Origin of the sequence: Streptomyces sp. NPDC050625 (assembly GCF_040654755.1) — a bacterium.
GTDB lineage: Bacteria > Actinomycetota > Actinomycetes > Streptomycetales > Streptomycetaceae > Streptomyces.
Genome location: NZ_JBFAIQ010000016.1, coordinates 61,565 through 87,341, shown reverse-complemented (window position 1 = coordinate 87,341; position 25,777 = coordinate 61,565). Strand labels below are relative to the sequence as shown.

General features: G+C 70.3%; 25 protein-coding genes. 12 read left to right on the top strand and 13 right to left on the bottom strand.

Features of this window, described 5'->3' with window-relative positions:
- Window positions 1-30: 30 nt before the first annotated feature.
- From AB0I54_RS29585 to AB0I54_RS29570, 4 genes are all read left to right on the top strand, one after another.
- On the top strand, window positions 31-981 hold the full coding sequence (locus AB0I54_RS29585) for a glycosyltransferase family 2 protein (RefSeq protein ID WP_363299241.1): 951 nt from the start codon (window positions 31-33) through the stop codon (window positions 979-981).
- Complete coding sequence (locus tag AB0I54_RS29580) at window positions 981-1,382, top strand: GtrA family protein (protein ID WP_363299240.1); 402 nt, start codon at window positions 981-983, stop codon at window positions 1,380-1,382. The genes AB0I54_RS29585 and AB0I54_RS29580 overlap by 1 nt, the downstream gene beginning before the upstream one ends.
- 95 nt (window positions 1,383-1,477) lie before the next feature.
- Complete coding sequence (locus tag AB0I54_RS29575; RefSeq protein ID WP_363299239.1) at window positions 1,478-1,924, top strand: SRPBCC family protein; 447 nt, start codon at window positions 1,478-1,480, stop codon at window positions 1,922-1,924.
- Between the two features lie 128 nt (window positions 1,925-2,052).
- Entirely contained in the window at window positions 2,053-4,491 is a 2,439-nt protein-coding gene (locus AB0I54_RS29570; RefSeq protein WP_363299238.1) for a SpoIIE family protein phosphatase, read from the top strand.
- A 39-nt stretch (window positions 4,492-4,530) separates the two neighbouring features.
- Here AB0I54_RS29570 and AB0I54_RS29565 read toward each other — a convergent pair whose 3' ends face one another.
- Both AB0I54_RS29565 and AB0I54_RS29560 read right to left on the bottom strand, forming a co-directional pair.
- On the bottom strand, window positions 4,531-5,715 hold the full coding sequence (locus AB0I54_RS29565) for a M20/M25/M40 family metallo-hydrolase (RefSeq protein ID WP_363299237.1): 1,185 nt from the start codon (window positions 5,713-5,715) through the stop codon (window positions 4,531-4,533).
- Between the two features lie 183 nt (window positions 5,716-5,898).
- Window positions 5,899-6,822 carry a LysR family transcriptional regulator gene (locus AB0I54_RS29560; RefSeq protein WP_363299236.1) on the bottom strand — a complete coding sequence of 308 codons (924 nt, stop codon included), beginning with the start codon at window positions 6,820-6,822 and terminating at the stop codon, window positions 5,899-5,901.
- A 110-nt stretch (window positions 6,823-6,932) separates the two neighbouring features.
- Here AB0I54_RS29560 and AB0I54_RS29555 point away from each other — a divergent pair, with 110 nt between their 5' ends.
- Together AB0I54_RS29555 and AB0I54_RS29550 are read left to right on the top strand one after the other, a co-directional pair.
- Window positions 6,933-8,060 carry a diaminopropionate ammonia-lyase gene (locus AB0I54_RS29555; RefSeq protein ID WP_363299235.1) on the top strand — a complete coding sequence of 376 codons (1,128 nt, stop codon included), beginning with the start codon at window positions 6,933-6,935 and terminating at the stop codon, window positions 8,058-8,060.
- 73 nt (window positions 8,061-8,133) lie between these two features.
- Window positions 8,134-9,420 (top strand): Zn-dependent hydrolase, encoded by a 1,287-nt coding sequence (locus tag AB0I54_RS29550; RefSeq protein WP_363299234.1) that lies wholly within the window; start codon window positions 8,134-8,136, stop codon window positions 9,418-9,420.
- A 42-nt stretch (window positions 9,421-9,462) separates the two neighbouring features.
- Here the strand turns inward: AB0I54_RS29550 and AB0I54_RS29545 are convergent, their stop codons facing one another.
- The 3 genes from AB0I54_RS29545 to AB0I54_RS29535 form a co-directional block, all read right to left on the bottom strand.
- Window positions 9,463-10,065: a TetR/AcrR family transcriptional regulator gene (locus AB0I54_RS29545; RefSeq protein ID WP_363299233.1), complete on the bottom strand. Its 603-nt coding sequence runs from the start codon at window positions 10,063-10,065 to the stop codon at window positions 9,463-9,465.
- Between the two features lie 42 nt (window positions 10,066-10,107).
- Complete coding sequence (locus AB0I54_RS29540; protein WP_363299232.1) at window positions 10,108-10,581, bottom strand: nuclear transport factor 2 family protein; 474 nt, start codon at window positions 10,579-10,581, stop codon at window positions 10,108-10,110.
- 145 nt (window positions 10,582-10,726) lie between these two features.
- Window positions 10,727-11,857 (bottom strand): glycoside hydrolase family 3 N-terminal domain-containing protein, encoded by a 1,131-nt coding sequence (locus tag AB0I54_RS29535; RefSeq protein WP_363299231.1) that lies wholly within the window; start codon window positions 11,855-11,857, stop codon window positions 10,727-10,729.
- Window positions 11,858-12,249: 392 nt separating this feature from the next.
- Between AB0I54_RS29535 and AB0I54_RS29530 the strand changes: the two genes are divergently transcribed.
- The gene (locus AB0I54_RS29530; RefSeq protein ID WP_363299230.1) at window positions 12,250-12,525 is read left to right on the top strand and encodes a hypothetical protein; all 276 of its coding nucleotides are present in this window, start codon (window positions 12,250-12,252) and stop codon (window positions 12,523-12,525) included.
- A gap of 36 nt (window positions 12,526-12,561) precedes the next feature.
- On the opposite strand, the gene AB0I54_RS29525 is transcribed toward AB0I54_RS29530, so the two are convergent.
- On the bottom strand, window positions 12,562-13,143 hold the full coding sequence (locus AB0I54_RS29525) for a heme-binding protein (RefSeq protein ID WP_363299229.1): 582 nt from the start codon (window positions 13,141-13,143) through the stop codon (window positions 12,562-12,564).
- A 263-nt stretch (window positions 13,144-13,406) separates the two neighbouring features.
- On the opposite strand from AB0I54_RS29525, the gene AB0I54_RS29520 reads away from it, so the two are divergent.
- Genes AB0I54_RS29520 through AB0I54_RS29510 form a run of 3 tightly spaced genes read left to right on the top strand, consistent with a single transcriptional unit; the run spans window position 13,407 to window position 16,450 of the window.
- Window positions 13,407-14,618, top strand: a complete 1,212-nt coding sequence (locus AB0I54_RS29520; RefSeq protein ID WP_363299228.1) for a sensor histidine kinase — start codon at window positions 13,407-13,409, stop codon at window positions 14,616-14,618.
- Window positions 14,615-15,256: a response regulator transcription factor gene (locus tag AB0I54_RS29515; protein ID WP_363299227.1), complete on the top strand. Its 642-nt coding sequence runs from the start codon at window positions 14,615-14,617 to the stop codon at window positions 15,254-15,256. Before AB0I54_RS29520 ends, AB0I54_RS29515 begins: the two co-directional genes overlap by 4 nt.
- Before the next feature lie 54 nt (window positions 15,257-15,310).
- Entirely contained in the window at window positions 15,311-16,450 is a 1,140-nt protein-coding gene (locus AB0I54_RS29510; RefSeq protein ID WP_363299226.1) for a PP2C family protein-serine/threonine phosphatase, read from the top strand.
- A gap of 129 nt (window positions 16,451-16,579) precedes the next feature.
- Here AB0I54_RS29510 and AB0I54_RS29505 read toward each other — a convergent pair whose 3' ends face one another.
- Window positions 16,580-18,124 (bottom strand): amino acid permease, encoded by a 1,545-nt coding sequence (locus AB0I54_RS29505; RefSeq protein WP_363299225.1) that lies wholly within the window; start codon window positions 18,122-18,124, stop codon window positions 16,580-16,582.
- A gap of 1,001 nt (window positions 18,125-19,125) precedes the next feature.
- Between AB0I54_RS29505 and AB0I54_RS29500 the strand changes: the two genes are divergently transcribed.
- Together AB0I54_RS29500 and AB0I54_RS29495 are read left to right on the top strand one after the other, a co-directional pair.
- Complete coding sequence (locus tag AB0I54_RS29500) at window positions 19,126-19,593, top strand: peptidoglycan-binding domain-containing protein (protein ID WP_363299224.1); 468 nt, start codon at window positions 19,126-19,128, stop codon at window positions 19,591-19,593.
- Between the two features lie 203 nt (window positions 19,594-19,796).
- Entirely contained in the window at window positions 19,797-20,639 is an 843-nt protein-coding gene (locus tag AB0I54_RS29495; protein ID WP_363299223.1) for a DUF4396 domain-containing protein, read from the top strand.
- 50 nt (window positions 20,640-20,689) lie between these two features.
- On the opposite strand, the gene AB0I54_RS29490 is transcribed toward AB0I54_RS29495, so the two are convergent.
- The 6 genes from AB0I54_RS29490 to AB0I54_RS29465 all read right to left on the bottom strand — a co-directional run bounded on the left by AB0I54_RS29490 (window position 20,690) and on the right by AB0I54_RS29465 (window position 25,690).
- Window positions 20,690-20,890, bottom strand: a complete 201-nt coding sequence (locus AB0I54_RS29490) for a hypothetical protein (RefSeq protein WP_363299222.1) — start codon at window positions 20,888-20,890, stop codon at window positions 20,690-20,692.
- Window positions 20,887-21,288 (bottom strand): hypothetical protein, encoded by a 402-nt coding sequence (locus AB0I54_RS29485; protein WP_363299221.1) that lies wholly within the window; start codon window positions 21,286-21,288, stop codon window positions 20,887-20,889. Before AB0I54_RS29485 ends, AB0I54_RS29490 begins: the two co-directional genes overlap by 4 nt.
- 51 nt (window positions 21,289-21,339) lie before the next feature.
- Entirely contained in the window at window positions 21,340-22,803 is a 1,464-nt protein-coding gene (locus AB0I54_RS29480; RefSeq protein WP_363299220.1) for a HAMP domain-containing sensor histidine kinase, read from the bottom strand.
- Window positions 22,800-23,498 carry a response regulator transcription factor gene (locus AB0I54_RS29475; RefSeq protein WP_363299219.1) on the bottom strand — a complete coding sequence of 233 codons (699 nt, stop codon included), beginning with the start codon at window positions 23,496-23,498 and terminating at the stop codon, window positions 22,800-22,802. Before AB0I54_RS29475 ends, AB0I54_RS29480 begins: the two co-directional genes overlap by 4 nt.
- Window positions 23,499-23,606: 108 nt before the next feature.
- Complete coding sequence (locus AB0I54_RS29470; protein ID WP_363299218.1) at window positions 23,607-24,305, bottom strand: histidine phosphatase family protein; 699 nt, start codon at window positions 24,303-24,305, stop codon at window positions 23,607-23,609.
- A gap of 251 nt (window positions 24,306-24,556) precedes the next feature.
- Window positions 24,557-25,690 carry a hypothetical protein gene (locus AB0I54_RS29465; RefSeq protein ID WP_363299217.1) on the bottom strand — a complete coding sequence of 378 codons (1,134 nt, stop codon included), beginning with the start codon at window positions 25,688-25,690 and terminating at the stop codon, window positions 24,557-24,559.
- Between the last annotated feature and the right edge of the window lie 87 nt (window positions 25,691-25,777).

Below are 25,777 nucleotides of genomic sequence, written 5' to 3'. Positions count from 1 at the left end.
GCTCCGAGACCGTGACCCAGGGGGAGAACCATGCTCATCTCGATCGTCGCACCCTGCTACAACGAAGAAGACGTCATAGAACGCTTCCACGACGAGGTCCAGAAGGTCGCGGAGGAGCTGCTGCCGCTCGGCCACGACATGGAGTTCGTGTACGTCGACGACGGCAGCCGCGACCGTACCCTCACCGTCCTGAAGCGGCTCGCCGACCGCGACTCGCGCGTGCGGTACGTCTCCTTCAGCCGCAACTTCGGCAAGGAGGCGGCGCTCCTCGCCGGTCTGCGGCACGCCTCGGGAGACTCCGTGGTCGTCATGGACTCGGACCTCCAGCATCCGCCGGAACTGATCAAACGCATGGTGGATCTGCGGGAACAGGGCTACGACCAGGTCATCGCGCGGCGCACCAGGAACGGCGACCCGATCGCCCGTACCGTCACCGCCCGCCTGTACTACCGGCTCATCAACCGTCTCGTCGACGTGGAACTCATGGACGGCGTAGGGGACTTCCGGCTGCTGTCGCGTCGCGTGGTGGACGCGGTCCTGGCCCTCACCGAGTACAACCGGTTCTCCAAGGGCCTGTTCGCGTGGGTGGGGTTCCCCAGCACCACCTTCGAGTACGAGAACGCCGCGCGTGAACACGGGCGCAGCTCATGGACCTTCCGCGGTCTGCTCAACTACGGACTCGACGGACTGCTGTCCTTCAACAACCGACCGCTGCGCGCCGCCCTCTATCTGGGTATGGGACTTCTGTTGTGTGCGGGGCTGTACACCGCGTGGATCGTGGGCGCGGCGCTCGTCAACGGTGTGGAGACACCCGGCTATGTCACGATCATCACCGCCGTCACGGCCTTGGCGGGCGTCCAGATGATCATGCTCGGGGTCATCGGGGAGTACACGGGCCGGATCTACTACGAGGTCAAGGGGCGGCCGCACTTCCTGGTGAAGGCGACCAACGTGGAACGAGCGAAGGACCTCATTCCCTGATGAGCATCGCGACGCCGCGCGCCGTGCCGAGGCAGATACTCACCTTCGCCGCGGTCGGCGTGATCAACACGGCCACGTACTACGGCCTTTACCTGCTCTTCCTCGATCCCCTGCCTTATCTCGGTGCCCATGTCCTTGCATTCCTGCTCAGCATGACCGGGTCCTTCTTCCTGAATGCACGCTTCACTTACCGGACTCGGCCGACCTGGCGGAAATTCCTGATGTTTCCCCTGACGAACGCGGCCAATTTCCTGATCACCACGGCGGGTGTGTATGTGATCGTCGGCGTCCTGCACGCCGGAAGCCGGTTCGCTCCGCTCCTCGCGTCCACGGCGGCGATTCCGGTGACCTTCGTCGTCTCCCGGTGGATCATGCTCACCGGGCCGGACGCAGCCGGATAGCGCTCCTTCCGGCACTCGGCGGGCAGCCCACCCCCGTGCGGCGGATACTCCTGCGTAGGGACCTGTGAGAACCACGAGATCGAACAGGGAGCACCATGTCTGGGCAGTTCGAGGCAGAGGTCGAGATCGACCGCCCCATCGAGCAAGTGTTTGAATTTCTCGCGGATGGCGAGAACGACCCGAAGTTCAGCCCCCGCGTGATGGCGATCAAGAAGACCACGGGTGGGCCGACATCCGTCGGCACGGTCTACCGGAGCGTGGTCAAGGACGCCGGCATGAAGACCCGGCGCGAGTTCCGGATCACCACATACTCCCCGCCTACACGGATCCGCTGGGAAGAGACCTCGAAAAACCTGATCACGGGTGCGGAAGGCGGCTACGACCTCACACCGCTCCCCGACGGGCACACCCAGCTGAGGGTCTACAACGTCCTGGAGGGCCACGGCGTCGGCAAGCTGCTCGAAGGAATCGCTGTCGGCGCGGCCCGTAAGGACGCCGACGCGTTCGCCCGACGGATCAAGACGGCAGTCGAAGCCGGCTGACCCTGCAACCCCGCAGCCCCCGTAGCCCCCGCACCCCTGGCCGCCCCGGCGCGCCGGTGATCCGTCGCTTGCGCGGCGTCAGCATCAGGCGGACTCTGGACCTGATGAGGCAGGCCGGTGAGGGCGTCATGAGCTATGCAGGAAAGGCGGCCAGGGACGCCGATTTCCGCGGCCCGCTGGACGTGACAATGGCCGCCACATTCGTGGTCGACAGCCAGGACATCGTGATCGGCTGGAGCCCTGCGGCGCAGGAGCTCCTCGGATATGCGCCGTCCGAGATCGTCGGGCGCCCCATGAGCACGTTCCTGGTGTCCGCAGCCGGAACCGGGACCGGACCGCCGTCCGCGTGCGAGCCCTCGTCGGCGGAGCACCCCGCCGGCGTTCCGGTCCTGGCCTTGCCGCAGCGCGACGTGCAGGTCGCCGTCCACCGCGACGGGCACCGTCTGCAACTCGTCACCAGGCACTGTGAGCTGTCCGGCGCCGGACCCGCACAGCGGGTCGTGGTGGCGGCCGACTGCGGCCGGCTCGGCGATTGGGAGTCCCGGCTGGCCCTGCTGGACGGACTGGCCACCCAGTCACCGCTGGGCTTCGCCATCTACGACACCCGGCTCCGCCTCGTCTGGTGCAACGCCGCCTCCGAGATGGAGCTCGGCCTGCCGAGCGCGGAGGCCCGGGGCAGGCCGGCCGGCGAGCTGTACCCCGGTGGCAGGTTCGTGACACCGGGCTACCCGGAGACCCTGGACGCGGTCATGCGCAGGGTGCTGGACACCGGAGAGCCGATCATCGACCTGCACTTCCGCGGACAGCAGCCCAGCGCACCCGGGAGGGAACATCTCTGGTCCTGTTCTTACTACCGGCTGCAGGACCAGAACGGCCAGGTGCTGGGGGTGTGCGAGGACGCGTTCGACATCTCCGACCGCCACGAGGCACAGCGCCAGCTCAATCTGCTGGTGGAGGCCGGCCGTCGCGTCGGTACCACGCTGGACGTGATCGCCACGACGGACGAGCTGGCCGCGGTGGCGGTCCCCGAGTTCGCCGACCTCGTCGAAGTGGACCTCGCTCCGGCCGTGCTGAGCGGCGAGCTGCCGGACATCGGGGGTCCGGCGGGCAGCGAGCTGATCCGCGCCTCCTACCGCTCGGCCTCCCCCGAGCACACGGCGGACGCGGCGGGCTCCACGGGATCACCGAGTCGCAAGCCGCACCCGGTGGTGTACGCGGACGGCTCGCCCCAGCACCGCAGTCTCGCCTCGGGCGGGCTCGTCCTCGATGACGACACGCTGGTCGTGCCGCTGCGCGCGGGCGGCAGCTCCCTCGGCCTCGTCACCTTCGTACGCCACAGCGGGTCGGGGATCTTCGACAAGCCGGCCGTCTCGGTGGCGGACGAGCTGGCCGCCCGGGCCGCGGTGTCCATCGACAACGCCCGCCGCTACACCCGCGAACGCACCGCGGCGCTCGCGCTTCAGCGCCAGCTCCTGCCGCAGTACCTGCCGCCCAACTCGGCGGTCGAGGTGGCCCACCGCTATCTGCCGACGGACGCGCTGAGCGGCGTCGGCGGCGACTGGTTCGACGTCATCCCGCTCTCCGGAGCACGCGTCGGGCTGGTGGTCGGAGACGTGGTGGGTCATGGCCTCCACGCGGCGGCCACCATGGGGCGGCTGCGTACGACCGTACGTGCCCTCGCCCCCATGGACATTCCCCCCGACGAGCTCCTGAAGCGGCTGGACGACATCGTGGGGCAGTCGGCGGAGGCCGGCACGGACCCCCTCGGAGCGGCCCCCGACGACGATGTCGCGGCCGGGGCCACCTGCCTCTACGCGGTGTACGATCCCGTGTCGCGACGCTGCACCATGGCTCGCGCGGGCCATCTGCCGCCCGCGGTCGTGGAACCCGACGGACGTGTCAGCTTCCCGGACCTGCCGGCCGGTCCGCCCCTGGGCCTCGGCGGGCTTCCCTTCGAGTCCCTGGAGATCGAACTGCCGGCCGGCAGTCTGCTGGCCCTGTTCACCGATGGACTGGTCGAGTTGCGCAACCGGGACATCGACATGGGGCTGGAGACCCTCGGGAAGGTCCTCAGCGAGAACTCGGGTTCTCTGGAGGACCTCTGCGACCGTGTCATCACCGAACTTCTCCCCGACAGCACGACCACCGATGACACGGCCCTCCTGCTGGTCCGCACCCGTGAGCTCGACAGCCGCAGCGTCGCCGTCTGGAATCTGCCCGCTGAGCCGGTGGCCGCCGGCCGCGCGAGGGAACTGGTCGCCGGCCGGCTGACCGACTGGGGACTTGAGGAACTCGTGTTCTCCACCGAGCTGATCGTCAGCGAGCTGGTCACGAACGCCATCAGATACGCCGAAGGCCCACTGCATCTACGGCTCATCCGTGACCGCACCCTCGTGTGCGAGGTCGCGGACGCCGGCCACACCGCGCCCCATCTGCGCCACAGCGCGGACGACGACGAAGGCGGGCGCGGACTGTTCATCGTTGCCCAGCTCGTCCTGCGGTGGGGAACGCGCTACACCCGCGAGGGCAAGACCATCTGGGCGGAACAGGCACTGCCCACGGACTGACAGATGTCTTCCGCGCGCCCCGGGGGACTCCGTGCGGGCTCAGGAACAGAATTCCGCGATGGTGTCGGTGAGAATGTCGGTCAGGCGCTCCAGCGAGGCCAGCTCGACGTACTCGGTGGCCGCGTGGGCGCCCGCGCCGTCGACGCCGAAGAGCAGGCAGGGGATGCCCGCGCGGGCGAGGAGGGCGCAGTCGGTCCAGAAGGGCTCGGCACGCACCACGGGCGGGTGCCCGAGCGACTTTTCGGCGTGGCGGGCCAGGGTGCGGACGATCGGCGCCTGGGGATCGGCCTCGAAGGGCTCCCGGTACAGCCCGCGGGTCAGCCGGTACCGGAAGTCCGGGACCGTGGCGACGAGTTGGTCGAGTACGGCGGTCAGCTCACGTTCGACGCTGTCGGCGCTCTCGCCGGGCACCGTGCGGCGTTCGAGGGTGATGCGGCAGTGCGCCGGGTAAGTGGACGGCTCCTCGCCGCCACGGATCACGGAGGCGTGCAGGGTGCCCCTCCCCAGTAGGGGGTGGGCCGGGCCCAGCGCGACGCGTCGGCCCAACTCCTCCAGCGCGACCAGGAAGTGGCCCGACTTGGCGATGGCGTCGATGCCCAGTTCGGGGCGTGAGCCATGGGCGGCGCGACCCACGACCTCCACGTCGAACCAGACAAAGCCCTTGTGGGACAAGGTGAGTTCGAGATGGCTCGGCTCGGTGACGATCGCCGCGTCGGCGGTGAAGGACGCCAGCACCTCCTCGGTGCCCGAGCTGGCGTGCTCCTCGTCGGCGACGCAGGCGACGATGACATCGCCGCGCAGTGCACCCTCGGCGGTGGCGCGTGCGGCGGCGACCATCATGGCGGCGACACCGCTCTTCATGTCGAAGGTACCGCGGCCGAACATCTTGCCGTCCCGGATCTCCGGGCCGAGGGGATCGCCGTCGTAACCGGCGAGGCCGACCGTGTCGAGGTGGCCGTTGAGCATGAGTGACCGGCCGCCTCCGACACCGCGGGCGATGGCGACGAGCGAGGGCCGCCCCGGACGTTCTTCCAGGCGATGCACCTCGAACCCCTGGGCGGCAAACCATGCGCCGCAGAAGTCGGCGACGGCACTCTCGCCGGCCCCGCCGGGTACGAGGTCGGGGTTGACGGAGTCGAGGGCGGTCAGCCGGGCCAGGAGACGAACGGGGTCGCGGGCCAGGAGCTCGGAAGCCGTTGGGTTTGCGGGTGGTTGGGTCAGCATGGGGGGCCTTCCGGCGCGTTGCCGCGCCCGGGGAGGGCGCGGCAGGGAGCGGGGTCTCGACGGCGGATCCGTGATGTGAGCACCGTGCACCAGGCGTATCGCATCGGTCCAGCGAAGGTTTCCGAGCATGAGTCGTCGGAAATTCCGAATACTCGCGAGGCCTGCGAGCCTTGTCCGCGCCGTTCAGACGCGGGTCCGGACCGTCAGTTCCGTCACCGCGTGCTGGAGGGCACGACGGGCGGCGATGACGGCGGGGTGTCGGCTACGGCCCTGGCGTACGGCGGTGAAGATGCGGCGGGTGCGTTGGCCGCGCGGCAGTGTCCGGAGGGTGAGCGTCGGCGACTGCCCGTTCCACACGAGGTCGGGCAGCAGGGCGACGGCATGGCCCTGTTCGACCAGGCGGAGCTGGAGCAGGAGGTCGGTGGTCTCGAAGCGCACATCGGGCTCGAAACCGGCGTTGCGGCACAGGGTCATGGCCCAGTGGCGGGCGGCCGTGCCCTCGGGCTCCATGGCCCAGGGCCGATCGGCGAGCGCGCGCAGCGACGCGGTGGGGCCGCCCGTGTCCTTTGACGGCATTTCGGGCAGGGTGAGGTGAAGGGGGTCATCCAGCAGATCCTCCTGCTCTACGCCCGACGGCCGGGGGTTGGGATTGCCCGGGTACTCCTCGGCCACGACCAGGTCGAAGTCGCGGGCCTGGAGCGCGGACAGGGCCACTTCCGGAGGCATCTGTGTGACATGCACCCGCAGGCCCGGGTGCTGGTCGCGCAGCAGGCTCAGCGCAGGTGGCACCAAGGTGAGGGCAGCTGTCTGGAACGAGGCGATGCGCAGCATGCCGGTCAGATCGGTCAGCGAGGTGGCGATGTCCGCCTCGGCGCGCTCCAGCCGCTCCAGCACGGCCTCGGTGTGCGAGACCAGGATCTCGGCCTGCTCGGTCAGCCGTACCCGCCGGCCCACTGGCTCCAGCAGCGGGACACCGGCCTCCGCCTCCAGCTGAGAGAGCTGCTGGGAAACGGAGGACGGGCTGTACGACAGGGCTGCGGCGACGGCGGCAAGGGTGCCGCGGTGCTTGAGTTCGCGCAGCAGGCGCAGTCGGTGCAGGTCGAACATCGGCAGCTCGCTCGCTTCGCTCGGAGGGCTTGATTCTTCGGTCCCACTGATGAATATAAGTCGGAAACATTCGCTGGACCGATGATGCGGGACGGCCGCAGGCTGAGGGCGTGCTTGAGAACACTTCTTCCACGAGGGCGCTGCCCTGGTTCGCCCGGCCCGCCGCCCGGTCCTGGACCTGCGCACCCGCGCCTGCCGAGGTACGGGACTTCCACGCCGCCCTGCCCGGCTATGCCCCCACCCCACTGAGAGAACTCCCCTCCCTGGCCGCCGAGTTGGCGGTCGGCCGGGTTTTCGTCAAGGACGAGTCGTCCCGCCTGGGCCTGCCGGCCTTCAAGGCACTGGGCGCTTCCTGGGCGATACACCGTGCGCTGGCGGAGCAGGCGGCCCGCCATCCGAGCACGGCGCCCGCCACCCTGATCAGCGCCACCGACGGCAACCACGGCCGGGCGGTGGCGCGGTCGGCGCGTCTGCTCGGCCGGCACGCGCACATATTCGTTCCCCGGGGCGTCCATCCGGCGGCCGTCGCCGCCATCGAATCCGAGGGGGCGGACATCACCCGCGTTCCCGGGTCGTACGACGACGCCGTACGGCAGGCGGCCGACGCGGCCGAAGCCGCTGCGGACGCGGTCCTGATCCAGGACACCGCCTGGCCGGGCTATGAGACGATCCCGGGCTGGATCGTCGAGGGCTACTCCACCCTCTGCGTCGAGATGGACGAGCAGCTCGCTGCCGCGGGAGCCACGGCACCGGGGCTCGTCGCCGTCCCGGTGGGCGTCGGGTCCCTGGCCCAGGCCGTGGTCACCCACTACCGCAGCCGTCCCTGCGCACCGGCTCCGGCTCCGGCGCTGCTCTCCGTCGAACCGGAGGCCGCGGCATGCGTCATCGATAGTCTCAAGCGCGGTGAGCCCGTCAGTGTCATCACCGGTCACACCGCCATGGCCGGGCTGAACTGCGGCACCCCGTCCAGCATCGCCTGGCCCTGTCTGCACGGCGGGCTCGACGCCGCGGTCGCCGTCACCGATGCCGCGAGCGCCCGCGCGGCCGCAGACCTCGCGGAACTCGGTGTCTCCTCGGGCCCGTGCGGTGCCGCCGCTCTCGCCGGTGTCCGCGCGGCGCTCACCGGAAAGGACGCCGAAGAGCGCCGTGCGGCACTGGGGCTGGGCCCGGCCTCGGTCGTCGTACTGCTCAGCACCGAGGGCACGGACGCCAACCCGCACTCCGCCGTCGATCGGTAACCGCCACGCACTGATACGGCGCTGCCCACCCCGTATGCCTGCTGCCCCCCGTACGACTGATGGGAGACCGACCATGACTGGCCCCGCCCCCGAGACCACCCCCGACAGCATCACCGTCAACGGCGAGCGTCTGTGGCAGTCCCTGATGGACCTCGCCGAGATCGGGGCCTACGACGACGAACGCACCGGGCTGCGCGGCGTCGACCGTCTGGCCCTCACCGACGCCGACACCGCCGGCCGCCGCCAGGTCATCGCCTGGATGGAGCAGGCGGGCCTGACGGTCCGCGTCGACCGGATGGGCAACATCTACGGCCGTCGTGAAGGCACCGATCCCGACGCGGCCCCCGTCCTGACCGGCTCGCACATCGACAGCGTGGCCACCGCCGGTGCCTTCGACGGCTGTCTCGGCGTCCTGGGCGGCATCGAGGTCGTACGGACCCTGAACGAGCGCGGTATCAGCACCCGCCGCCCCATCGAGGTCGGAATCTTCACCGAGGAAGAGGGCGTTCGCTTCGGCACCGACATGCTCGGCAGCGCCGTGGCCGCCGGCCGCCTGACCCTGGCGTACGCCCATGCCCTGACCGACCGCGACGGCCACACACTCGGCGGCGAACTGGCCCGCACCGGGTTCGACGGCCCGGCCGACGTGCGCCTCGCCCCGCCGCACGCCTATGTGGAGTGCCACATCGAGCAGGGCCCGGTACTCGCCGAGCACGATGTCCCTGTCGGTGTCGTCACCGGTGTGCAGGGCATCTCCTGGCAGGAGATCACCATCCACGGCCGCGCCGCGCACGCCGGCACCACCCCCACCCGTCTGCGGGCCGACGCCGGTCTTGCTGCCGCGCAGATCATCGTCCACCTGCGGGCCATGGTCGACTCGGGCTCGTACGGCGACCTGCGCGCCACCGTCGGCCATCTGACCGTCCACCCGGACCTGACCAACATCGTCCCGGCCCGCGCGGAGCTGACCGTCGACCTGCGCAACCCCGATGACGCCCAGATGGCCCGTGCCGAGGGGGACTTGGCCGCGTTCCTGCACGACTTGGAGGGAAGCCGGCCGGGTCTGTCCCTGACCACCCGGCGGATGGCCAAGATCTCCCATGTCCCCTTCGACGACGAGGTGCAGAAGGTCATCGCCCAGGCCGCCGACGACCACGGCCTGCCGCACATCTCTCTGCTCTCGGGGGCCGGCCACGACGCCCAGGAGATCGCCGCTCTCTGTCCCACCGCCATGATCTTCGTGCGGGGCGAGTACGACGGCATCAGCCACAACCCTCGCGAATACTCCACGCCCGAGGCGTGCGCCCACGGGGTCGACGTCCTCGCCACGACTCTTCTGCGGCTCGCCGACCAGGACTGAACGGGTGCGGCCCGATGGAGGCGGGCCGACCGACCACGCGCGTCAGGCAGGGGTGTCGGTCCCCGCACGAGAGGTCTGCAGCAAGGTGCGCGCGGCGTCCTTGGCCTGGCGGGCAGGCTCGGGGGAACCATGGATGGCCGCCGTGGTCATCGCGCCCTCGGCGAGCAGAACGAGTTGGTCGGCAAGCCAGTTGGGCGCTTGTGCCGCGGCCACCAAGTCGGCGACGTAGTCCCGGAACGCCTGCTTGTGAGCCTTCGCGATGTCGGCCACGGCGGGGGACGTCGCGCCCATCTCCCCGAAGGAGTTGATGAATCCGCAGCCACGGAAGCCCGGCTCGCTGAACCAGCGGTACAGCCAGTCGAACACCGCCAGGAGGCGCTGGGTCGGCGATTCGACGGTCTCCACATACTGGGCCAACTCGCTGAGCCAGCGCGCGTCCCGCCGTCGCAGATAGGCCTCGATCAGAGAGTCCTTGGAGGGGAAGAGCTGGTAGAGACGCTTCAGCGGGACGGCGGAGGCGGAGCGTATCGCGTCCATCCCCACAGCCCGGATGCCCTGGCCGTAGAACAACTCCTCGGCCGCGTCGAGAACTCGCTTCTCGGCCTCTTCGCGTTCCACTTCAGCCACCTCCTCCGGGGGAACCATCGTTTTCGACCCGCACCGCCGACCGACCTCGGCGACGAGACTCTACAGACCCAGGTCACTCAAACCCGGGTGACCGTCGGGCCGCCGCCCCAGGGGCCAGTGGAACAAGCGCTCCGACTCCTTGATGGGCAGTTCGTTGATGGAGGCGTAGCGGTGATGCATCAGCCCGTCATCACCGAATTCCCAGTTCTCGTTGCCGTAGGCGCGAAACCAGTTGCCCGAGTCGTCGTGGTACTCGTAGGCGAACCGCACCGCGATGCGGCTGCCGTCGTGGGCCCAGAGCTCCTTGATGAGCCGGTAGTCGAGCTCCCTGGTCCACTTCCGGGTGAGGAAGGAGACGATCTCGTCGTGGCCCGTGGGGAACTCGGCGCGGTTTCGCCACCGAGAGTCCACGGTGTAGGCGAGGGCGACCTTTTCCGGGTCGCGGGAGTTCCAGCCGTCCTCCGCGAGCCGGACCTTCTCCACCGCGGACTCACGGGTGAAGGGCGGGAACGGAGGGCGCGGTGCGTGTGTCATGTCATTTCCTTCGGTCAGGCGCTCATGGTCAGGATCTCGACGAGAACGCACGTTCTCCACTTTCGACACCCTAGTGAGAACGATGGTTCTCACGCAAGGGCAAGGCGGTCGGAAGTCGCCCGCGAGATCACCATGGGCAGCGGGTTCAGTCCGCGCAGTGAATGAGGCCGGTTGCCTTTTTGGCCGCCAGGATCCGCCGTACGCTCGCCTCGACGCGCGCCCGGAGTGCCGGCTGATCGCGTTCGGCGTTCAGGACCGCGGCTGTCATCGCGGGGATGTGTTCGGCATTCACGGTCAGTACGAGGTCCCCGCCGGCGCGGAGGAAGGCCAGAGCGCGCTGGGCCGGAGGCATGGACTGCACCGCGGCCGCGTTCCCCAGGTCGTCCGAGATGACGACCCCGTCGAATCCGAGGTCCTTGCGCAACGCGTCCTCGATGACGACGGGCGAGAAGACCGCCTGACGCGCCGGATCGATACGGGTGTACGTCGCCAGGGACACCATGACGAACCGGGCGCCGGCCGCCATGCCCTGTCGATAGACGGTGAGGTCACGGGAATCGCGGCCCACGACGTTATCCGTGACCTGCGCAGTCGTGTCTGTGTTGCCGCGAACACCGCCCAGTCCGGGGAAGTGCTTGAGCGTTGTCAGCACGCCCGCCTGCCGGAATCCCTCGATGAACGCGGCACTGTGACCGGAAACGGCTTCCGCGGTGTAGCCGAACTGACGGTCGTAGCGACCTATGGGGCCATTGGCCCGTCCCATGCCCGAGGAGACGACATCGGCGACCGGGGCCAGGTCTAGGTTGATGCCCGCTCCGTGCAGTTCGGCCGCCCATTGTGCCGCCTGCCGACGCAGCCGCTGCTCACTCCAGCCGCCCTGGGCCAGAGCAGGCGGGATGTCGGTGAAGCCGGGCCCGCGCAGCGGCTGCACCTGGCCGCCTTCCTGGTCGGTCGAGACCAGGGGGGCGACGCGGCTCTCTCCGACGGTCTGGCCGAGCAGACCCACACGCTCCGTCACGGCCTTGATCGCCGACGCGCCGGCGCCACTCGGTCCCATGAGGATCACCGAGCCGACATGGTGGTTGCCCAGGGCGGCCAGGCTCGCCGCCATGGTCCCTTCGCTGCCCGGCCTGACACGCACGCCCGCCACGAACAACTGGCCGACCTTCTGGACGGGCGTCATGTGCGAGCCGATCCGGTCGAGGCAGGTCGCCGTCGAGGGTTCGGGGGCCGCGGAGGGAGGCCTGGTGCCCTGCTGGGGCCTCGCCCCGGTCAAGTCGGTCCCGCCGGCGCAGCCCGAGAGGAACGCCGCACAGGCAGCTGCCAGAACGACGAGCCGAGGACGCGTGGACCGCGTCCTGCGACCGTGCCGGCGAATGAGAGCCGTTGCCCGTGCCATGGTGTCACCCCTCCAGTGCCCGGCCCCGGGGGGTCGACCCGGGCGCCGCTTTCTGTGGGTGAGTGGCAGGAGAGGCGCGATGAGTTCGCGGGGCCGCGCGTGACATGAGCCACAGGCCGGGCGAACAGCCCGTGCACAGGATGAACACAATCCACCAAGAACCTAGCCACAACCACCGGACTATGACACTGTGCGCGGTACGGGACACGGCCCCCACCTGCGGTACGTCAATGTTCGTTCGCGCATCCTCCAGCATGAGGAGGGACTGCATGACCCCCCACGGCCAACACTCCGACCCGGACTCGGCGCATGCCGCCGCGCTGTACCTGAGCAGCCTCGACCACACGTCGCTGTACTCGAACGTGGAACTACGTCAGGCGATCAGTGACACGATGACCGCCCTGGACGACCCGGCCGACCTGGCTCCGGTCTACAAGGAGTGTCTTTTTGGGCCGGGAGCCGTGGGGGACGATGTGCGGCGTGCCCGTCGCCGCTGGGCCCAGCAGATGGCGGCCGACCTCACGAGGCCCGCGGCCCAGCCGTAGTCCCGCGCCAGGGAGTGGTCCCACTCCGGACAGGCCCTAGCGGCGGGCCACCGCGTTCGCCCCCGCCTGCGCGAACTTCTCGTCCAGCGCGCCGGACGGAGCACCCGCGACGCCGATTCCGGCGATCGGTGCGTTGCCGTCGGTGACGGGGACACCGCCCGCCAGGAACAGGGTGCCGGGGATGTCCTTCAGGTTGGGGGTCTGCTGAAGGCGGTCGGCCAGCTGGGAGGTGGGGGCGTTCCAGGAGACCGCGGTGAACGCCTTGCGCTCGGCGGATTCGTAGGACTGCGGTCCGGCGCCGTCACCGCGCAGGGTGACGATCGTGTTGCCGTTGCGGTCCACGACGGCGACCGTGACCCGCTGGTTCTCCTTCTCGGCGGCGTCGAGCGCGGCCTGCGCGGCCTTGGTGGCGGCGTCGATCGTCAGATGGGTGGAGGTCGTGGTGACCCGGGCCGGCACGGAGGCCGAGGCGGAGGCGGCGTCCGTCGTGCCGGACGCGGAGGCGTTCGCGGACACCGCGCCGAAGGCCGACGCGGCGACGGCGACGAGCACGGCACCGCCGGTGGCGACGCGGGCACGGAGCGGGAACTTCTTGGACACGGGGTTCATGGCCTTCATCGGTCGGTCGACTCCTCGGGTGGGCGGCGGGCGGCCCGGTTGCCGCCCGCTTCGTTCGCTCTCCACCCTCGCCTCCGGTTCGGGCCCGTACGGTCGACGTTCCGGCTGCCTCGGCGCCGCGCGACGGACGACACCGGGGTCGTCCGATCGGTTGACCACCCGGCTCACGCTCAGCGTCACAATGGACGTGTTTGCCAAGTTCAGCCCCGCTCGGCGGGCCGCTGGGGCACAGGGACACAAGCGTGAAGGGAGGCAGACGCCGGATGCGGAAGCGGCCGTACGAATCGAGCGCCGTCGACAGCCGGTGGCTCGCCGTCGTGATGCACACGGCGTTCTTCCTCCTGCTCTGCGGAGCCCTCACCCGCTTCCTCCTGCGCCATCCCGGCGAGCCGCGCACCCCGTGGATCATCGCGCTGTCCGTCGTGCTCGCCGTACTGCATCTGCTGGGTCCCCGGACGGGTGGCATGGGCCCCCGGCCGGCACGGCGGCGCTCGGCGTGGCTGTGGCTGGCGCTGGTCGTGGTGGTGTGGATGGTGCTGGTCGTGCTCGCGCCCAGCTTCGCCTGGTGCGCCGTGCCGCTCTTCTACACCGGCCTGCGCCTGCTGCCGTCCCGCGCCGCCCTCGTTCTCGTGGCGGTCCTGACGGCGTTCGTCGTCGCCGCGCAGGTGCAGCTCGCCGGGCGCTTCGACCCGAACCTGGTGTTCGCGCCGCCCGCGGTCGCCGCCCTGGCCACCGCCGTCTTCCTGCAGATGGAACGGCACACCGCCCGCCAGCGCGTCCTGATCGACGACCTGGTCCGCACCCGCCGGGAACTCGCCGAATCGGAACGCCGCGAAGGCACCCTCACCGAACGCCAGCGGCTCTCCATGGAGATCCACGACACGCTCGCCCAGGGCCTGTCCAGCCAGCGGATGCTGCTCCAGGCCGCGGAGCGGGTGTGGGACACCGAACCGGACAAGGCCCGCGCCCATGTACGCACCGCCGCGTCCGTCGCCGAGCACAACCTCGCCGAGGCCCGGCGCTTCGTGCACGACCTGGCCCCGGCCGACCTCGCCGGCGGCGGGGGCCTCGATCAGGCGCTGCGTGCCCTGGCCGCGCGGGAGTCCGGCGCGCACCTCACCGTACGTGTCCACATCGACGGCGACGGCCGGCTCTCCCGGCTGCCGGACCGTGTACAGTCCGCCCTGCTCCGCATCGCCCAGGGCGCACTGGCCAACGTCCGCGAGCACGCCACCGCCGACAGTGCCGCGCTCACCCTCACCCTCCTCGACGACGAGGTCGTCCTGGACGTCTCCGACGACGGCCGCGGCTTCGACCCCGACGCGCTGCCCGACTCCTCCGGCGACGGACGCGGCCATGGTCTGCTCGCCATGCGGGCCCGGCTGCGCGCGCTCGGTGGCACCCTCACCGTCGAGTCCACACCCGGCGAGGGCACCATCCTGTCCGCCGCCGTCCCCCTGGAGGCGCCCCGATGACCCCCGACCGCGCTCCGGTGCGCATCCTGGTCTGCGACGATCATGCCGTCGTACGGGCCGGGCTGCTCGCCCTGCTGGACAGCGCCCCGGGCATCGAGGTCGTAGGTGAGGCCGGCAGCGGCGCGGAAGCACTCGCGCTGGCCTCGAAGCTCACCCCGGACGTGGTGCTGATGGATCTGCAGCTGGGCGAGGGCATCGACGGCGTGGAGACCACCCGTCGGCTCACCTCCGAGCCCGGTGCGACCCTCCACGTCCTGGTCCTGACCACCTACGACACCGACGCCGACATCACCCGCGCCATCGAGGCCGGCGCCACGGGCTATCTGCTCAAGGCCGAGCGCCCCGACGAGCTCTTCGCCGCGATCCACGCGGCCGCCGAAGGACGCACCGCCCTGTCCGCGCCGGTCGCCGACCGCGTCATGGCCAACCTGCGCCGGCCCCGGCCCACCCTCACCGACCGCGAGCGCGACATCCTGGCCCAGCTCGCCCGCGGCATCGGCAACCGGGACATCGCCCGCGCCCTGTACATCAGCGAGGCCACGGTCAAGACCCACCTGCGCCGCATCTACGACAAACTCGGTGTCGACACGCGCGCGGGTGCGGTGGCGGCCGCGAAGGAACGCCGACTGCTGCCGTGAGCTCGGCGCCGTGGGCGAGTGGAACACTCGACTTCGTTGCGTCAGGCTGTATTCATGCGGTCGCACTTCCGCTCGTCCGACCCATCGGATGCGGGCAGTCATGGCCGGCTCCTCTACCTGCTCGGACGCTGGGCGCCGTTCATGATCGTCCCGTTGGCGCTGGTCATCGAGCTCTCGCCCGTACATAGCGTGGTGACCGGCACCATCCTCACCGCGACACCGGCTCTCGCCTCGCTGACCTGGGGCCCGAAGGGCATCCTCTCGGTGGCGGCCGGCGCCTGCGCCGTCACCCTGGTCACGGCGTCCCTCCATCACAGCTGGGGCAGCCAGGTCTACACCAACCTCGCGTCTCTGCTCGTCGTGTCGGCGGCCAGTGTCGCCGTGAGCAATGCCATGCGCAGGCGCAGGCAGATCGAGCTCATCCAGGTTCGCCGGATCGCCGAGGCCGCACAGCGAGTCCTCCTGAGAGGTGTGCCGGACCGGCTCGGTCCGGTGCGGATGGCCAGCACGTACCTCGCGGCAGAGACAGGGGCACAGATCGGCGGTGATCTGTACGAGGCCACGCAGACGCGGTTCGGGGTGCGGATGATCGTGGGTGATGTCCGTGGCAAAGGTCTGCCCGCGGTACGGCTGGCCGCGGCCGTGCTGGGTGCGTTCCGGGAGGCCGCGCACTACGAGGCCGATCTGGCGGAGGTGGTGAACCACTGCGCGGCGGCGATCGAGCGGGAGTCCGTCGCACCTGTGGCGGCTGGTCAGGACAATGCGAAGGATCGGGCCGAGGATTTCGTCACCGCCGTCGTGGCGGAGGTGACGGACAGCTTCGAGGTCCAGGTGGTGAATCGCGGCCATCCGCCACCGCTGATGGTGCGCAACGGCGAGGTCGAGGCCCTGAAGACCAGCACGGAGCTGCCACCTCTGGGCATGGAGGAGTTCCTGAGCGATTCCGCTCCGCCGGTCGAGAGCTTTCCGTTCGTGCCCGGTGATCGTCTGCTGCTGTACACCGACGGCGTGATCGAGGCCCGAAGCCCCGACAACACGTTCTTCGACCTGCACGAGGCCGTGGAAGCGGCACACCCGTGCGGCCCGTCGGAACTCCTGGACCGCATCCACCAGGGACTGCTCGATCACACGGGGCGCTGTCTGGCCGACGACACGGCGATGCTCCTCGCCGAGCGGATCGACGACGGACGATGAACGGCACATGCGCCGGCGTCCGGGGTGTCCGCGACGACGAGGCCGGCCGTCCTCGCCGCCGCGGACGCGGCCTGCCCCCGGTCACCGGGGGCAGGCGGAGCGATACGTCACATGGTTTACCGCACCGGCTCAGAACTCGAGTTCGTGCTCGATCGCCGCCAGCTCCTCGGCGGTGCCCTGGACCTTCGGGCCCTTGAACCAGTTGCGCGCGGAGACCAGCCACCACACTCCGGCGAAGCCGAGGACGATGAGGACGGCGATCGGGGTGTAGTTGAAGTTCTTACCGGTGACGGGGCTGGCCGTGGGCAGCATGAACAGGACGGTGATGATCAGCGTCCAGGTGACGGCGACGATGCCGACCGGCCGGCTCCAGCGGCCGAGGTGCCAGGGCCCGCGCTCGAAGTTGTCGCCTTGGAGGAGCCGCAGGAAGACGGGCATGACATAGGCGATGTACAGGCCGATGACAGCGATCGAGGTGACGGCCGCGTACGCGGTGGCGTTCCACAGATAGGGCAGGCCGAGGACGAAGGCGCCGCCCGCCGCCAGCCAGACCGCGTTGGTGGGGGTCTTGGTCCGCTTGTTGATGCGGTGCCACACCTGCGAGCCGGGCAGTGCGCCGTCCCGGGAGAAGGCGTAGATCATGCGGGAGTTCGCGGTGACCGAGGACATGCCGCAGAAGAACTGGGCGCCGATCGCGATGAGCAGCAGGAGCTTGCCACCGGTCTCGCCGAGGGCGTCGATGAAGATCTGTGCCGGGGGGACGCCGGTCGAGCTGGTCAGAGCGCCGTCGTAGCTCTGGATGGCGAAGGTGATGCCGAGCAGGAGGACCCAGCCGGCGACGAGGGAGACCAGGATCGACATCACGATGCCGCGCGGTCCGGCCTCGGCCGCGTTGTGGGTCTCCTCGGTCATGTGCGCGGAGGCGTCGTAGCCGGTGAAGGTGTACTGGGCGAGCAGCAGGCCGAGGAGTCCGACGTAGAAGCTGGAGCCCCAGCCGGTGCCGTTGACGAAGTGAGTGAAGACGAAGTCCGCCGACTGGTGCTTCGAGGGGAAGATCACGAGCGCGCCGACGATGATCAGCACGCCGAGGATGTGCCACCACACGCTGACGTTGCCGAGGAAGGAGACGAGCTTGACGCCGAAGGTGTTCAGCGCGCCGTGGACGGCCAGCACGATCCCGAAGATCAGGATGGTGTGCCCGGGCGTGGCGGAGAAGCCGAACTGCAGGTCGAGCAGTGCGTTGAGGAAGAAGGCCGCGCCGAAGTCGATGCCCGCGGTCACCGCCACCTGGCCGAGGAAGTTGAACCAGCCGGTGAACCAGGACCAGGCCGCGCCGTGGGACGGAGCGAGTTTGGCCGCCCAGTAGTACAGGCCGCCGGCCGTCGGGTAGCTGGAGCAGACCTCGGCCATGGCCAGGCCCACGAAGAGGGTCATGAGGCCGACCAGCGGCCAGCCCCAAGTGATCATCGCCGGGCCGCCGGTGACCATGCCGAAGCCGTACAGCGTGAGACAGCCGGAGAGGACGGAGATGATGGTGAACGAAATGGCGAAGTTCGAGAACGCCGACATGGAACGCGCCAGTTCCTGGGCGTAGCCGAGTTCGTGAAGGCGTTGAGCGTCTCCGGACAGAGCCTTCTCGCGCTCCGGCTCCGTCACTGACTTGTCGGTGGGCATACGGGCCTCCTCGGGCTCTGGTGGCCGCCGGTGGATCCGACGTACCGCTCCCCGCCTCAATCAAAGGTTTGGTGCGATACCTTTGCGGTCGACGCGGCCGAGCGCAAGGGTCTGGCGTTAAACACCGGTTACGAAAAGGCCTCGGTACCGTCCTCGCGACCCGGGCCGTCTCCCACCCCTTGTCGATCAATGGCCTGCGCAACTACCTTAAGGACGAGGGGATACGGCCACCGTCCCGCGCGGACGTCATCCCCAGCCGCCGGGTGATCGGCCGCCCGTCGCGCTAGCCGCTCACAGTGACCGTGAAGCCGCCCGGTAGGGGCACGCAGCGTGACGAAGAGCCCCAAAGCCCGGTTGACGGCGGTGAATTCGTTCCTCTCCGCCTCGCCGAGGCCCCTGGCCTGCGGTGTCATCGTCCTGACCACCGATCTGATCCGGTGATCCCCTTCGCGCTGTACCTCCACACCGTCTGTGGCCGAGGGCCCGAAGGCCTCAACTCCCGGCGGCTGATTGAGACAAGGGGGACCGGCCTGCGTATCGCTGCACAAGGACGGGTGTCCGACGTGGCATGCCACAGACGTCGACCGAGGAGGACTGCCCATGGCATTCGACGACGCCGAGCCGCGGCGAGCCCTCGCCTCCGCGGAGGACCCGGCGCAGGACATCCGGGCTTCCTTCCGGGCGGTTCTGGAGGCGCTGGACGCCGCGCGCGCCGACCTTCATGCGCTGGATCGGGAGCAGCACCCCGGCACAACGACCGAGGACGGCGACCTCCGCGGGCACGTGCCCGGGGCCGTGGAAGCCTCCGTGGTGGAGCCGTTGTGGGCACGCGGCGGGGGTCCGCAGGCGCCTTCGCCACAGCAGGCCGCGGAGCCGTCCACCCTGGAGTACGGGGACCCCCGGCGCGGGGAGCCGTCGCCGTTCTTCACTCCCCGGGTTCATCCGCGGCAAGGCACCGTCCGCCCGCGGCCACGTCCGCCGCCCCGACTCCCGCGGCGCCCATGCCCCCACCCCCGGTCCACCCGGCCTCGCGCAAGCATGGCCGCAAGCACCGGAGGTCCATCGACCCGCGGCACGCCCGCGTCGCCGGAGTCTTCGGACTGGGCGCCGTAAGCGGTGTGCTCATTGCCTCCTCCCTCCTCACCAACGGTCACGGCGCACCGACGGTGGCGCCACCCGCAGCCCTGGGGCAACCGGACCAGCCGGAGCCCGGCAGCACCGCCCCGCTGCCCGAGATCCCCGGCACGGGGGTGCTGCGTCCGGGCGACAGCGGCCATGGCGTGTACGAGTTGCAGGTGCGTCTGCTCCAGATCCCGCAGATCTACGACCGCGGCGCGATCAACGGCCGGTACGACACCAAGGTCCGCCAGGCTGTCGCCCGCTTCCAGCAGCGGTACGGCATCCACGGTGACGAGGTCGGCGTGTACGGGGACAACACGCGCCAGGCCCTCATGCTGCGCACGAAGTAGCCGTACGCGGATTCCCGCTGTGCTGCCCGCTGTGCTGCCTCCACCGGGGTGAAAGCAGCCACCCCGAAGGACGCGGTGAGGTCCGTCGGGCCGCCCGGTGGCAGCGCCCTGCCGCATCATGACGTGTCACGGAAGAGCGATGCCACATCAGGTGTGCGAGCGGGGTGGAGGGCGCGGTGGACGTGCTTGCGGCCAGTGGCGGCATGAGCGGGACCACCGCTGACACCCTCATGTACATCTGGTTCTTCCTGGTCGCCCTGTCCACCGTCTACGTCGCGTTCGACGCGTTCACCAAGAACCCCGAACTCACGGTCATGAAGTGGGGTTGGGTCCTGGTGACCCTCTACATCGGACCGGTCGGCGCCGCGCTCTATGTGCTCTCCTGCAAGGAGCCTCGGCCGGGGACCCACGAGAAGTTCGTGGCGCCCCTGTGGAAGCAGGCCTTCGGATCGACCATCCACTGTGTGGCGGGCGACGCCACAGGCATCGTGCTGGCGGCCGTCGTCACCTCGGTGATCGGCCTTCCGGCCTGGGCCGACAGCCTGACCGAGTACCTCGTGGGCTTCGGCTTCGGACTGCTCGTCTTCCAGGCCCTTTTCATGCGCGACATGCTCGGTGGCAGCTATCTGCGAGCCGTCCGTTCGACGGTGTTCGCGGAGTGGCTGTCGATGAACTGCGTGATGGGCGCCATGGTGGCCGTGATCGTCATCATCCGGAGCCATGTGCCGGGCACCCACGACGCCGCCGGGGTGCGCTTCTGGGCGACGTTCTCCCTCGCCGTCCTGGCCGGTCTGGCGTTGGCCTATCCCGTCAATGTCTGGCTGGTGAGCAACCACCTGAAGCACGGGATGGGAACGGTACGTGTGCTGGGCGAAGGCGGCGAGCCGATCAGCGAACCGACGGCCGCGGCCGCCCCGCCCGGCACTGAAATGACCATGCCTCGCCCCGAGGTGACCCGGGAGCAGAAGGCCGCGATGGCGACGCTGACCCTGGTCTTCCTCGCGTCCGGTGTGCTCCTGGCTGCCATCTTCGGGGACCTCGGCTGACGGCGTTGAGGGCTGACGGCCTTGAAGGCGAAACGCGCCTCCCCCTCGGTTCAGTGGTCCGTGTCCGAGGCCGCGTCCCGGTCGGCCGCGGCGGCGGCAGACTCGGCCGCGTCGACCTTCTGCCGCATCTGCGAGTAGCCCGACGGCGTGGCCGTGGGTGCCTTCGGCCCTGCCCCGTCGTGGCCGGAGCAGCCGACGGCCAGGGCCGCCAGGAGGGCGATCAGTACCGCGGAGTCCTTTGCGCGCGTCAACTCGCTGCCCTGCCGCCGTTGTTGTCCTGGCACCACGTCCTGACGTCGGCGAGGTCCTTCTGCCGCTGCTTGAGCGTCGGCACCAGCGCCTTACGGGTCTTCAGCCGGTCCTCGAGAAACGTGGCTATCTCCGTGTGGCCCGCCTTCTTGGCGTTGTCCACGCGTCGCTCCAGCCGCGCCACCGAACCCCGGGTACCGGCCCCGGCGTCCAGCCGCTTCAGCGCCCGCTCGATCCGCCGGTCGATCTTCGGCACCCGCTTGCACAGTGCCTTCGCCCCGTCGCCGGTCGGTGCCGGTGCGGGGGAGCTGTCGGCCGCGGCCGCGCCGGTGCCGGTCGCGAGGAGCGCGGCCGTGGCCAGTCCTGCCAGCAGGGTGCGGCGCCTTCGCCGGATGTCCATCACATGCCTCCGTTCCCGGACGGACCGCTCGGCCGCCCGTCCCGCGGCAGGCTAGGAGCGCTCTTTGGGGAAACTCTGTGACCGGTATGTCCCGACTGTTCCGATCAACCAGTCACGGCGGTCGGGCAGTTCACCCGCAGCGGCCGGCAGCCGCACCTCGAAGCGGGCCCCCGTTCCGCCCGGTGCGTCGCTGACGGTGACGCTGCCCCGGTGCAGCGCGGTCTGCTGGGCCACCAGCGTGAGGCCGAGCCCGGAACCGGCGCTGGCCGGGCCGCGCCGGAACCGTTCGAAGATCCGCTCCCGGTCCGGCTCCGGCACCCCGGGACCGCCGTCGTCCACCGTGAGCACGATCCACTCCCCCGCACGCCGCATGCCGACCGTCACGCTCACCCGCCCTCGTGCGTCGGCTCCGTGTGCCACGGCGTTGGCCAGCAGGTTGTCCAGCAGCAGCCGCAGTCCGGGTTCCCAGCCGCGCACGGTGATGCCCGCCGGTGCGTCCAGCTCGATCCGCGCGCCGGGTACGCGGCGCCCGGCGTCGGCGACGGCCGCCTCCGCGATCTCCGTCAGGTCGGCGGTGCGGAACGCCTCCGCCTCCACCAGGTCCCCGCGTCCGAGGTCGCGCAACATCACCAGCAGGCCCAGCAGGCGGCCGTGCTCACGGCGCAGGTCCGCGACGACTTCCGTGCGATCCGCCTCGGGCAACTCGGGGTGGTCGGCCAGGATGTCCAGGTTGGTGCCCATGCTCATCAGCGGAGTGCGCAGTTCGTGGGCGGCGGCCGACGAGAAGGAGCGGGCCGTGTCCAGCGCCTCGCCGGTTCGGGCGGCCTGCTCGTCGTAACGGGACAGCACGGTACGCACGGTGGCGGCCAGTTCGTCGACCTCGGTGACTCCGGACCGCTCCAGTGGCGGGCGGGCAAGGTCGGTACGCGGGTCCAGTCCCGCGGTGCTGCGGGTCAGCCTCCGCAGCGGCGCGGCGGCACTCGCGGACACGCCCCACGCCAGCAGGCCGGACAGGGGTGCCGCGAGCAGGGTGGTGACCAGCACCCGGCGCCGGACCAGTCGCTGCTGGCCCCGGTCGGCGGTGTCCGGTGCGAACACCCACAGCGTGCCGGAGGCGAGCGGCGTACGTACCCGGCGGGCCAGCACCCGCCAGCTGTCGCCGTCGGCGCGCACGGTGACCGGTGTGCCGGCGCGCGCGGGCAGCCGTACGCCGGGACCGGGCTGCGGTCCGCCGCTGAAGGTGCCGTCCGGTCCCACCACCCGCACACCCACGTCGAGCGCCGCGCTGTAGAGGGCACGTTCACGGGTGTCCGCCGCCCTGAGCCGGTCGGCCGCCCCGGCCCGCAGCAACGCCTTGGCGTCGGGCACCACGGCCGCCGCCCGTTCCCGTAGATGATCGTCCTCGGCGCGGTGCAGATCGCGGGCGACGAGCTGGAGCAGCAGCCACCCGGAGGCCAGCACCAGCAGCGGCACCGTGCAGCCGACCGCGAGGCCGATCCGGGCCGACAGCCTCACGACTCCTCCCGCAGCACGAAGCCGACCCCGCGCACGGTCTGGATCAGCCGCGGTGCGCCGTCGGCCTCCAGCTTGCGCCGCAGATAGCTGACGAAGGTGTCGACGGCATCGCTGCGCACGTCGAAGTCGTAGCCCCACACCCGCTCCAGCAGCTGGTCACGGGTGAGGACGAGCCCGGCGTTGCGGGCCAGCACCTCCAGCAGCTCGAACTCGCGCCGTGTGAGGTCCAGCGGCCGTCCGCCCCGCCGTACGGTGCGGGCGGCTGGGTCGATCAGCAGGTCCGCCACCCGCAACACCTGTTCCGGGACGGCGGGCGGGCGTCGGCGCAGCAGCGCACGCAGCCGCAGTACCAGTTCCTGCAGGGCGAACGGCTTGACCAGGTAGTCGTCGCCCCCGGCCTGCAGCCCGGCTATCCGGTCGGCGGTCTCGTCGAGCGCGGAGAGCATGAGCACCGGCAGATCCCGGCCGTCGGCACGCAGCCGCGCGCACACCTCGATGCCGCTCATGCCGGGCATCGACACGTCGAGGACCAGCACGTCGGGCTGTCCGTCCGCGACGGCGGCGAGCGCGCCGAGCCCGTCGGGTGCGGTGCGCACGGCAAAGCCGCTCAGCCTCAGCCCGCGCTCCAGCGACCGCCGGATGGCGGCGTCGTCGTCCACGACCAGGACAGTCCCCGGGGGTGTCGCCCCGCCCATGCGCGCCTCCCTCGCCCGCAGTCAGCGCCCGCCCGGCGAGGCTTCTTCCGTCCGCCGACAGCGCGGGGTCAGCGTACGGCGCGTCTTCTGTACGTCGGCAACCCCGGCCTACCCACAGCTGACGAAGAGCGTTTCGCGAACGTATCCCGATCGATTCACGCCGACCAGGTGGGTGGGCGACAGCAGTTCACCGACGGGGTGCGGCGGAGTCCCCGATTGCGAGAGCACCCATCGCCTGCCCACTCGCGCGCTGAGGCAGTCGAGACGGACGTCCCAGCAGCCGCCTCGCCGCGTGAGGGAGATCGCGGACAGGGGCGGCACAGCGAGATACCAGAAGGCTCGCGCCGGTATGGCCAGGGCATGGATGAGGGCGGCCCGTACTACGGCTGCTTCGGTGACGGCCACTGCACGGTCCGTGCCCGGTGCCAGGCCGCTCAGCCAGTTCGCCGTACGGCGACAGAGCTGTCGTACGGACTCACCGCCGTGTGGTGCGGCATCCGGGTCCGTGAACCAGGCGGTCAAACCGTGCGGGTCGGTCACGGCGATGTCGTCGACGGTACGGCCGCCCCACTCGCCGAGGTCGACGTCGCGCAGTGCCGGCTCGGACGCTGCCGTCAGGCCGAGGGCGTCGGCGGTCTGCAGGCACCGCAGCGAGGGCCCTCGCAGGACCGGCCCGTGCGGCGGGAGTGCTGCTCGGGCGGCGCCTGCCTCACGCAGGCCACGCTCGTTCAGGGGAGCGTCACCGAGAAGTGCATCCAGGGTGGCGTCACCGCCGGGCGCACACAGAAACGTCAGGCGGATCGTCATAGGACGGACCTCCTCCTTGGCCCGGCACGGCCGCTCCAGGACGATCAGTGCGTGTCCCAGAGCCGACCACTCATGAGCTCCAGGTTCGGGTGGAAGGCGCCCGGCGCAACATCCGGCGGGTGTCCGGAACCGACCCGCCAACCGGCTGGCACTCCCCCGCCAACCGGCCGGACTCGGCCGGCACACGCCACCGGTTGTACCTGGACCACCGGTGCGACTTCACCACGCAGTAACCGTGTGTCGTGCGCATATCACCTCAGGGTGACGTCAATGCCGCCTCGGGTCAGCGCATCGAGGGTCTCGGTGAACAGGTCGTAGGGCCGGCCGTCCGGCGTCAGGATTCGGGAGAGGTGCTTGCGCGCGATCGCGGCGTCACGCCAGAGCAGGGCCCCGGGGGCGGTGTAGCCGAAGGTGCCACGCAGACAGTCGTCGACAGCGGCCGGACAGCCGCCGAAGTAGCCACCCGGGCCGTTCACCGCCTCACCGAGTGCCAGGTAGAGGCCGGGGACATCGGTGATGTGCCGGCCGTCGAGTTCGTAGGGGTGGCCGGACGGCCGGTCGCGGTGCGCGCGCCGGCAGGCCCTGTCCCGGACGAGGTCGAGCCATGCACCGCGCCGCCGGGTGTCGAGGCCGGCCCAGGCGCCGGGGGCGTCCGGCGGCCCGGAGAACCACCGTTCCCACAGGGGCCGTACATATTCCGGGACGGGCGTGAAGAGCTTTCCGTCCAGCTCCAGGTCGATGAGGTGCGTCCCTGGACACGCCCCAGGATCCGTCCCGTAGGCCGAGGGACGCCAGGCACTGACTCTGGTCCACAGCAGCATTTCGATGAGCGGCTCACCCTGGTCGTCCCATATCTCCAGCGCTGCCTGCTCCAGGTCCAACGCCCGCCGGGTGCCCTTCGACAGTGCCTGTCGCAGCCGTTCATCTGGTGCGAGCCCCCGCAGGACGAGCGGGGGCGCGTCCCGCTCGGGCGGCAGGACCCGGGCGAACTCCCGGCACGAGCCCAGCCACCGGTACTCGTCGTGCACCCGGACCATGCCCCGGTGGCCCTCGGGCGGGCCTTCGTAGTCGTCGAGACCGGTCAGGACGAGGCCGTCCGTGCCGGGGTGACGCCCCAGGCTCTGCGCGTCTTCAAGGAGCCAGGGCTCGGATTCGCCGTCCTCCGGCACCAGCCACACCCGGCTGCCGACCCAGCCACGCACCTCGGCCTCTTCCGGTTCCGGTTCCGGAACCCAGCCGAACAGTTCGTACGTCCCCCGCCGCGGGGACCCGAACAGTCCGTCCGCTTCTGAGCACACGCCCCAGATGTGTCCGTTCTCGGTGTCCGTAAGTCTGTATCGCGCCCGTCCGCGATGGTCCCGGTCCTCATGCACGGTGGGAATCATGCCCGGAGTGGGAATCGACGGCGAAGCTCTTTTCTCGCAATGCTCGTAGTGCTCGTAGTGCTCACGGTGAAGGCCGGCAAGCCGGTC

What these genes read in the sequence shown, in the direction of transcription:
- AB0I54_RS29585 (WP_363299241.1), top strand. Translation starts at nt 31, where the DNA reads ATGCTCATCTCGATCGTCGCACCCTGCTACAACGAAGAAGACGTCATA.
- AB0I54_RS29580 (WP_363299240.1), top strand. Translation starts at nt 981, where the DNA reads ATGAGCATCGCGACGCCGCGCGCCGTGCCGAGGCAGATACTCACCTTC.
- AB0I54_RS29575 (WP_363299239.1), top strand. Translation starts at nt 1,478, where the DNA reads ATGTCTGGGCAGTTCGAGGCAGAGGTCGAGATCGACCGCCCCATCGAG.
- AB0I54_RS29570 (WP_363299238.1), top strand. Translation starts at nt 2,053, where the DNA reads ATGAGCTATGCAGGAAAGGCGGCCAGGGACGCCGATTTCCGCGGCCCG.
- AB0I54_RS29565 (WP_363299237.1), bottom strand. Translation starts at nt 5,715, where the DNA reads ATGCTGACCCAACCACCCGCAAACCCAACGGCTTCCGAGCTCCTGGCC.
- AB0I54_RS29560 (WP_363299236.1), bottom strand. Translation starts at nt 6,822, where the DNA reads ATGTTCGACCTGCACCGACTGCGCCTGCTGCGCGAACTCAAGCACCGC.
- AB0I54_RS29550 (WP_363299234.1), top strand. Translation starts at nt 8,134, where the DNA reads ATGACTGGCCCCGCCCCCGAGACCACCCCCGACAGCATCACCGTCAAC.
- AB0I54_RS29545 (WP_363299233.1), bottom strand. Translation starts at nt 10,065, where the DNA reads ATGGTTCCCCCGGAGGAGGTGGCTGAAGTGGAACGCGAAGAGGCCGAG.
- AB0I54_RS29540 (WP_363299232.1), bottom strand. Translation starts at nt 10,581, where the DNA reads ATGACACACGCACCGCGCCCTCCGTTCCCGCCCTTCACCCGTGAGTCC.
- AB0I54_RS29530 (WP_363299230.1), top strand. Translation starts at nt 12,250, where the DNA reads ATGACCCCCCACGGCCAACACTCCGACCCGGACTCGGCGCATGCCGCC.
- AB0I54_RS29525 (WP_363299229.1), bottom strand. Translation starts at nt 13,143, where the DNA reads ATGAAGGCCATGAACCCCGTGTCCAAGAAGTTCCCGCTCCGTGCCCGC.
- AB0I54_RS29520 (WP_363299228.1), top strand. Translation starts at nt 13,407, where the DNA reads ATGCGGAAGCGGCCGTACGAATCGAGCGCCGTCGACAGCCGGTGGCTC.
- AB0I54_RS29515 (WP_363299227.1), top strand. Translation starts at nt 14,615, where the DNA reads ATGACCCCCGACCGCGCTCCGGTGCGCATCCTGGTCTGCGACGATCAT.
- AB0I54_RS29510 (WP_363299226.1), top strand. Translation starts at nt 15,311, where the DNA reads ATGCGGTCGCACTTCCGCTCGTCCGACCCATCGGATGCGGGCAGTCAT.
- AB0I54_RS29505 (WP_363299225.1), bottom strand. Translation starts at nt 18,124, where the DNA reads ATGCCCACCGACAAGTCAGTGACGGAGCCGGAGCGCGAGAAGGCTCTG.
- AB0I54_RS29500 (WP_363299224.1), top strand. Translation starts at nt 19,126, where the DNA reads ATGCCCCCACCCCCGGTCCACCCGGCCTCGCGCAAGCATGGCCGCAAG.
- AB0I54_RS29495 (WP_363299223.1), top strand. Translation starts at nt 19,797, where the DNA reads ATGAGCGGGACCACCGCTGACACCCTCATGTACATCTGGTTCTTCCTG.
- AB0I54_RS29485 (WP_363299221.1), bottom strand. Translation starts at nt 21,288, where the DNA reads ATGGACATCCGGCGAAGGCGCCGCACCCTGCTGGCAGGACTGGCCACG.
- AB0I54_RS29475 (WP_363299219.1), bottom strand. Translation starts at nt 23,498, where the DNA reads ATGGGCGGGGCGACACCCCCGGGGACTGTCCTGGTCGTGGACGACGAC.
- AB0I54_RS29470 (WP_363299218.1), bottom strand. Translation starts at nt 24,305, where the DNA reads ATGACGATCCGCCTGACGTTTCTGTGTGCGCCCGGCGGTGACGCCACC.
- AB0I54_RS29465 (WP_363299217.1), bottom strand. Translation starts at nt 25,690, where the DNA reads ATGATTCCCACCGTGCATGAGGACCGGGACCATCGCGGACGGGCGCGA.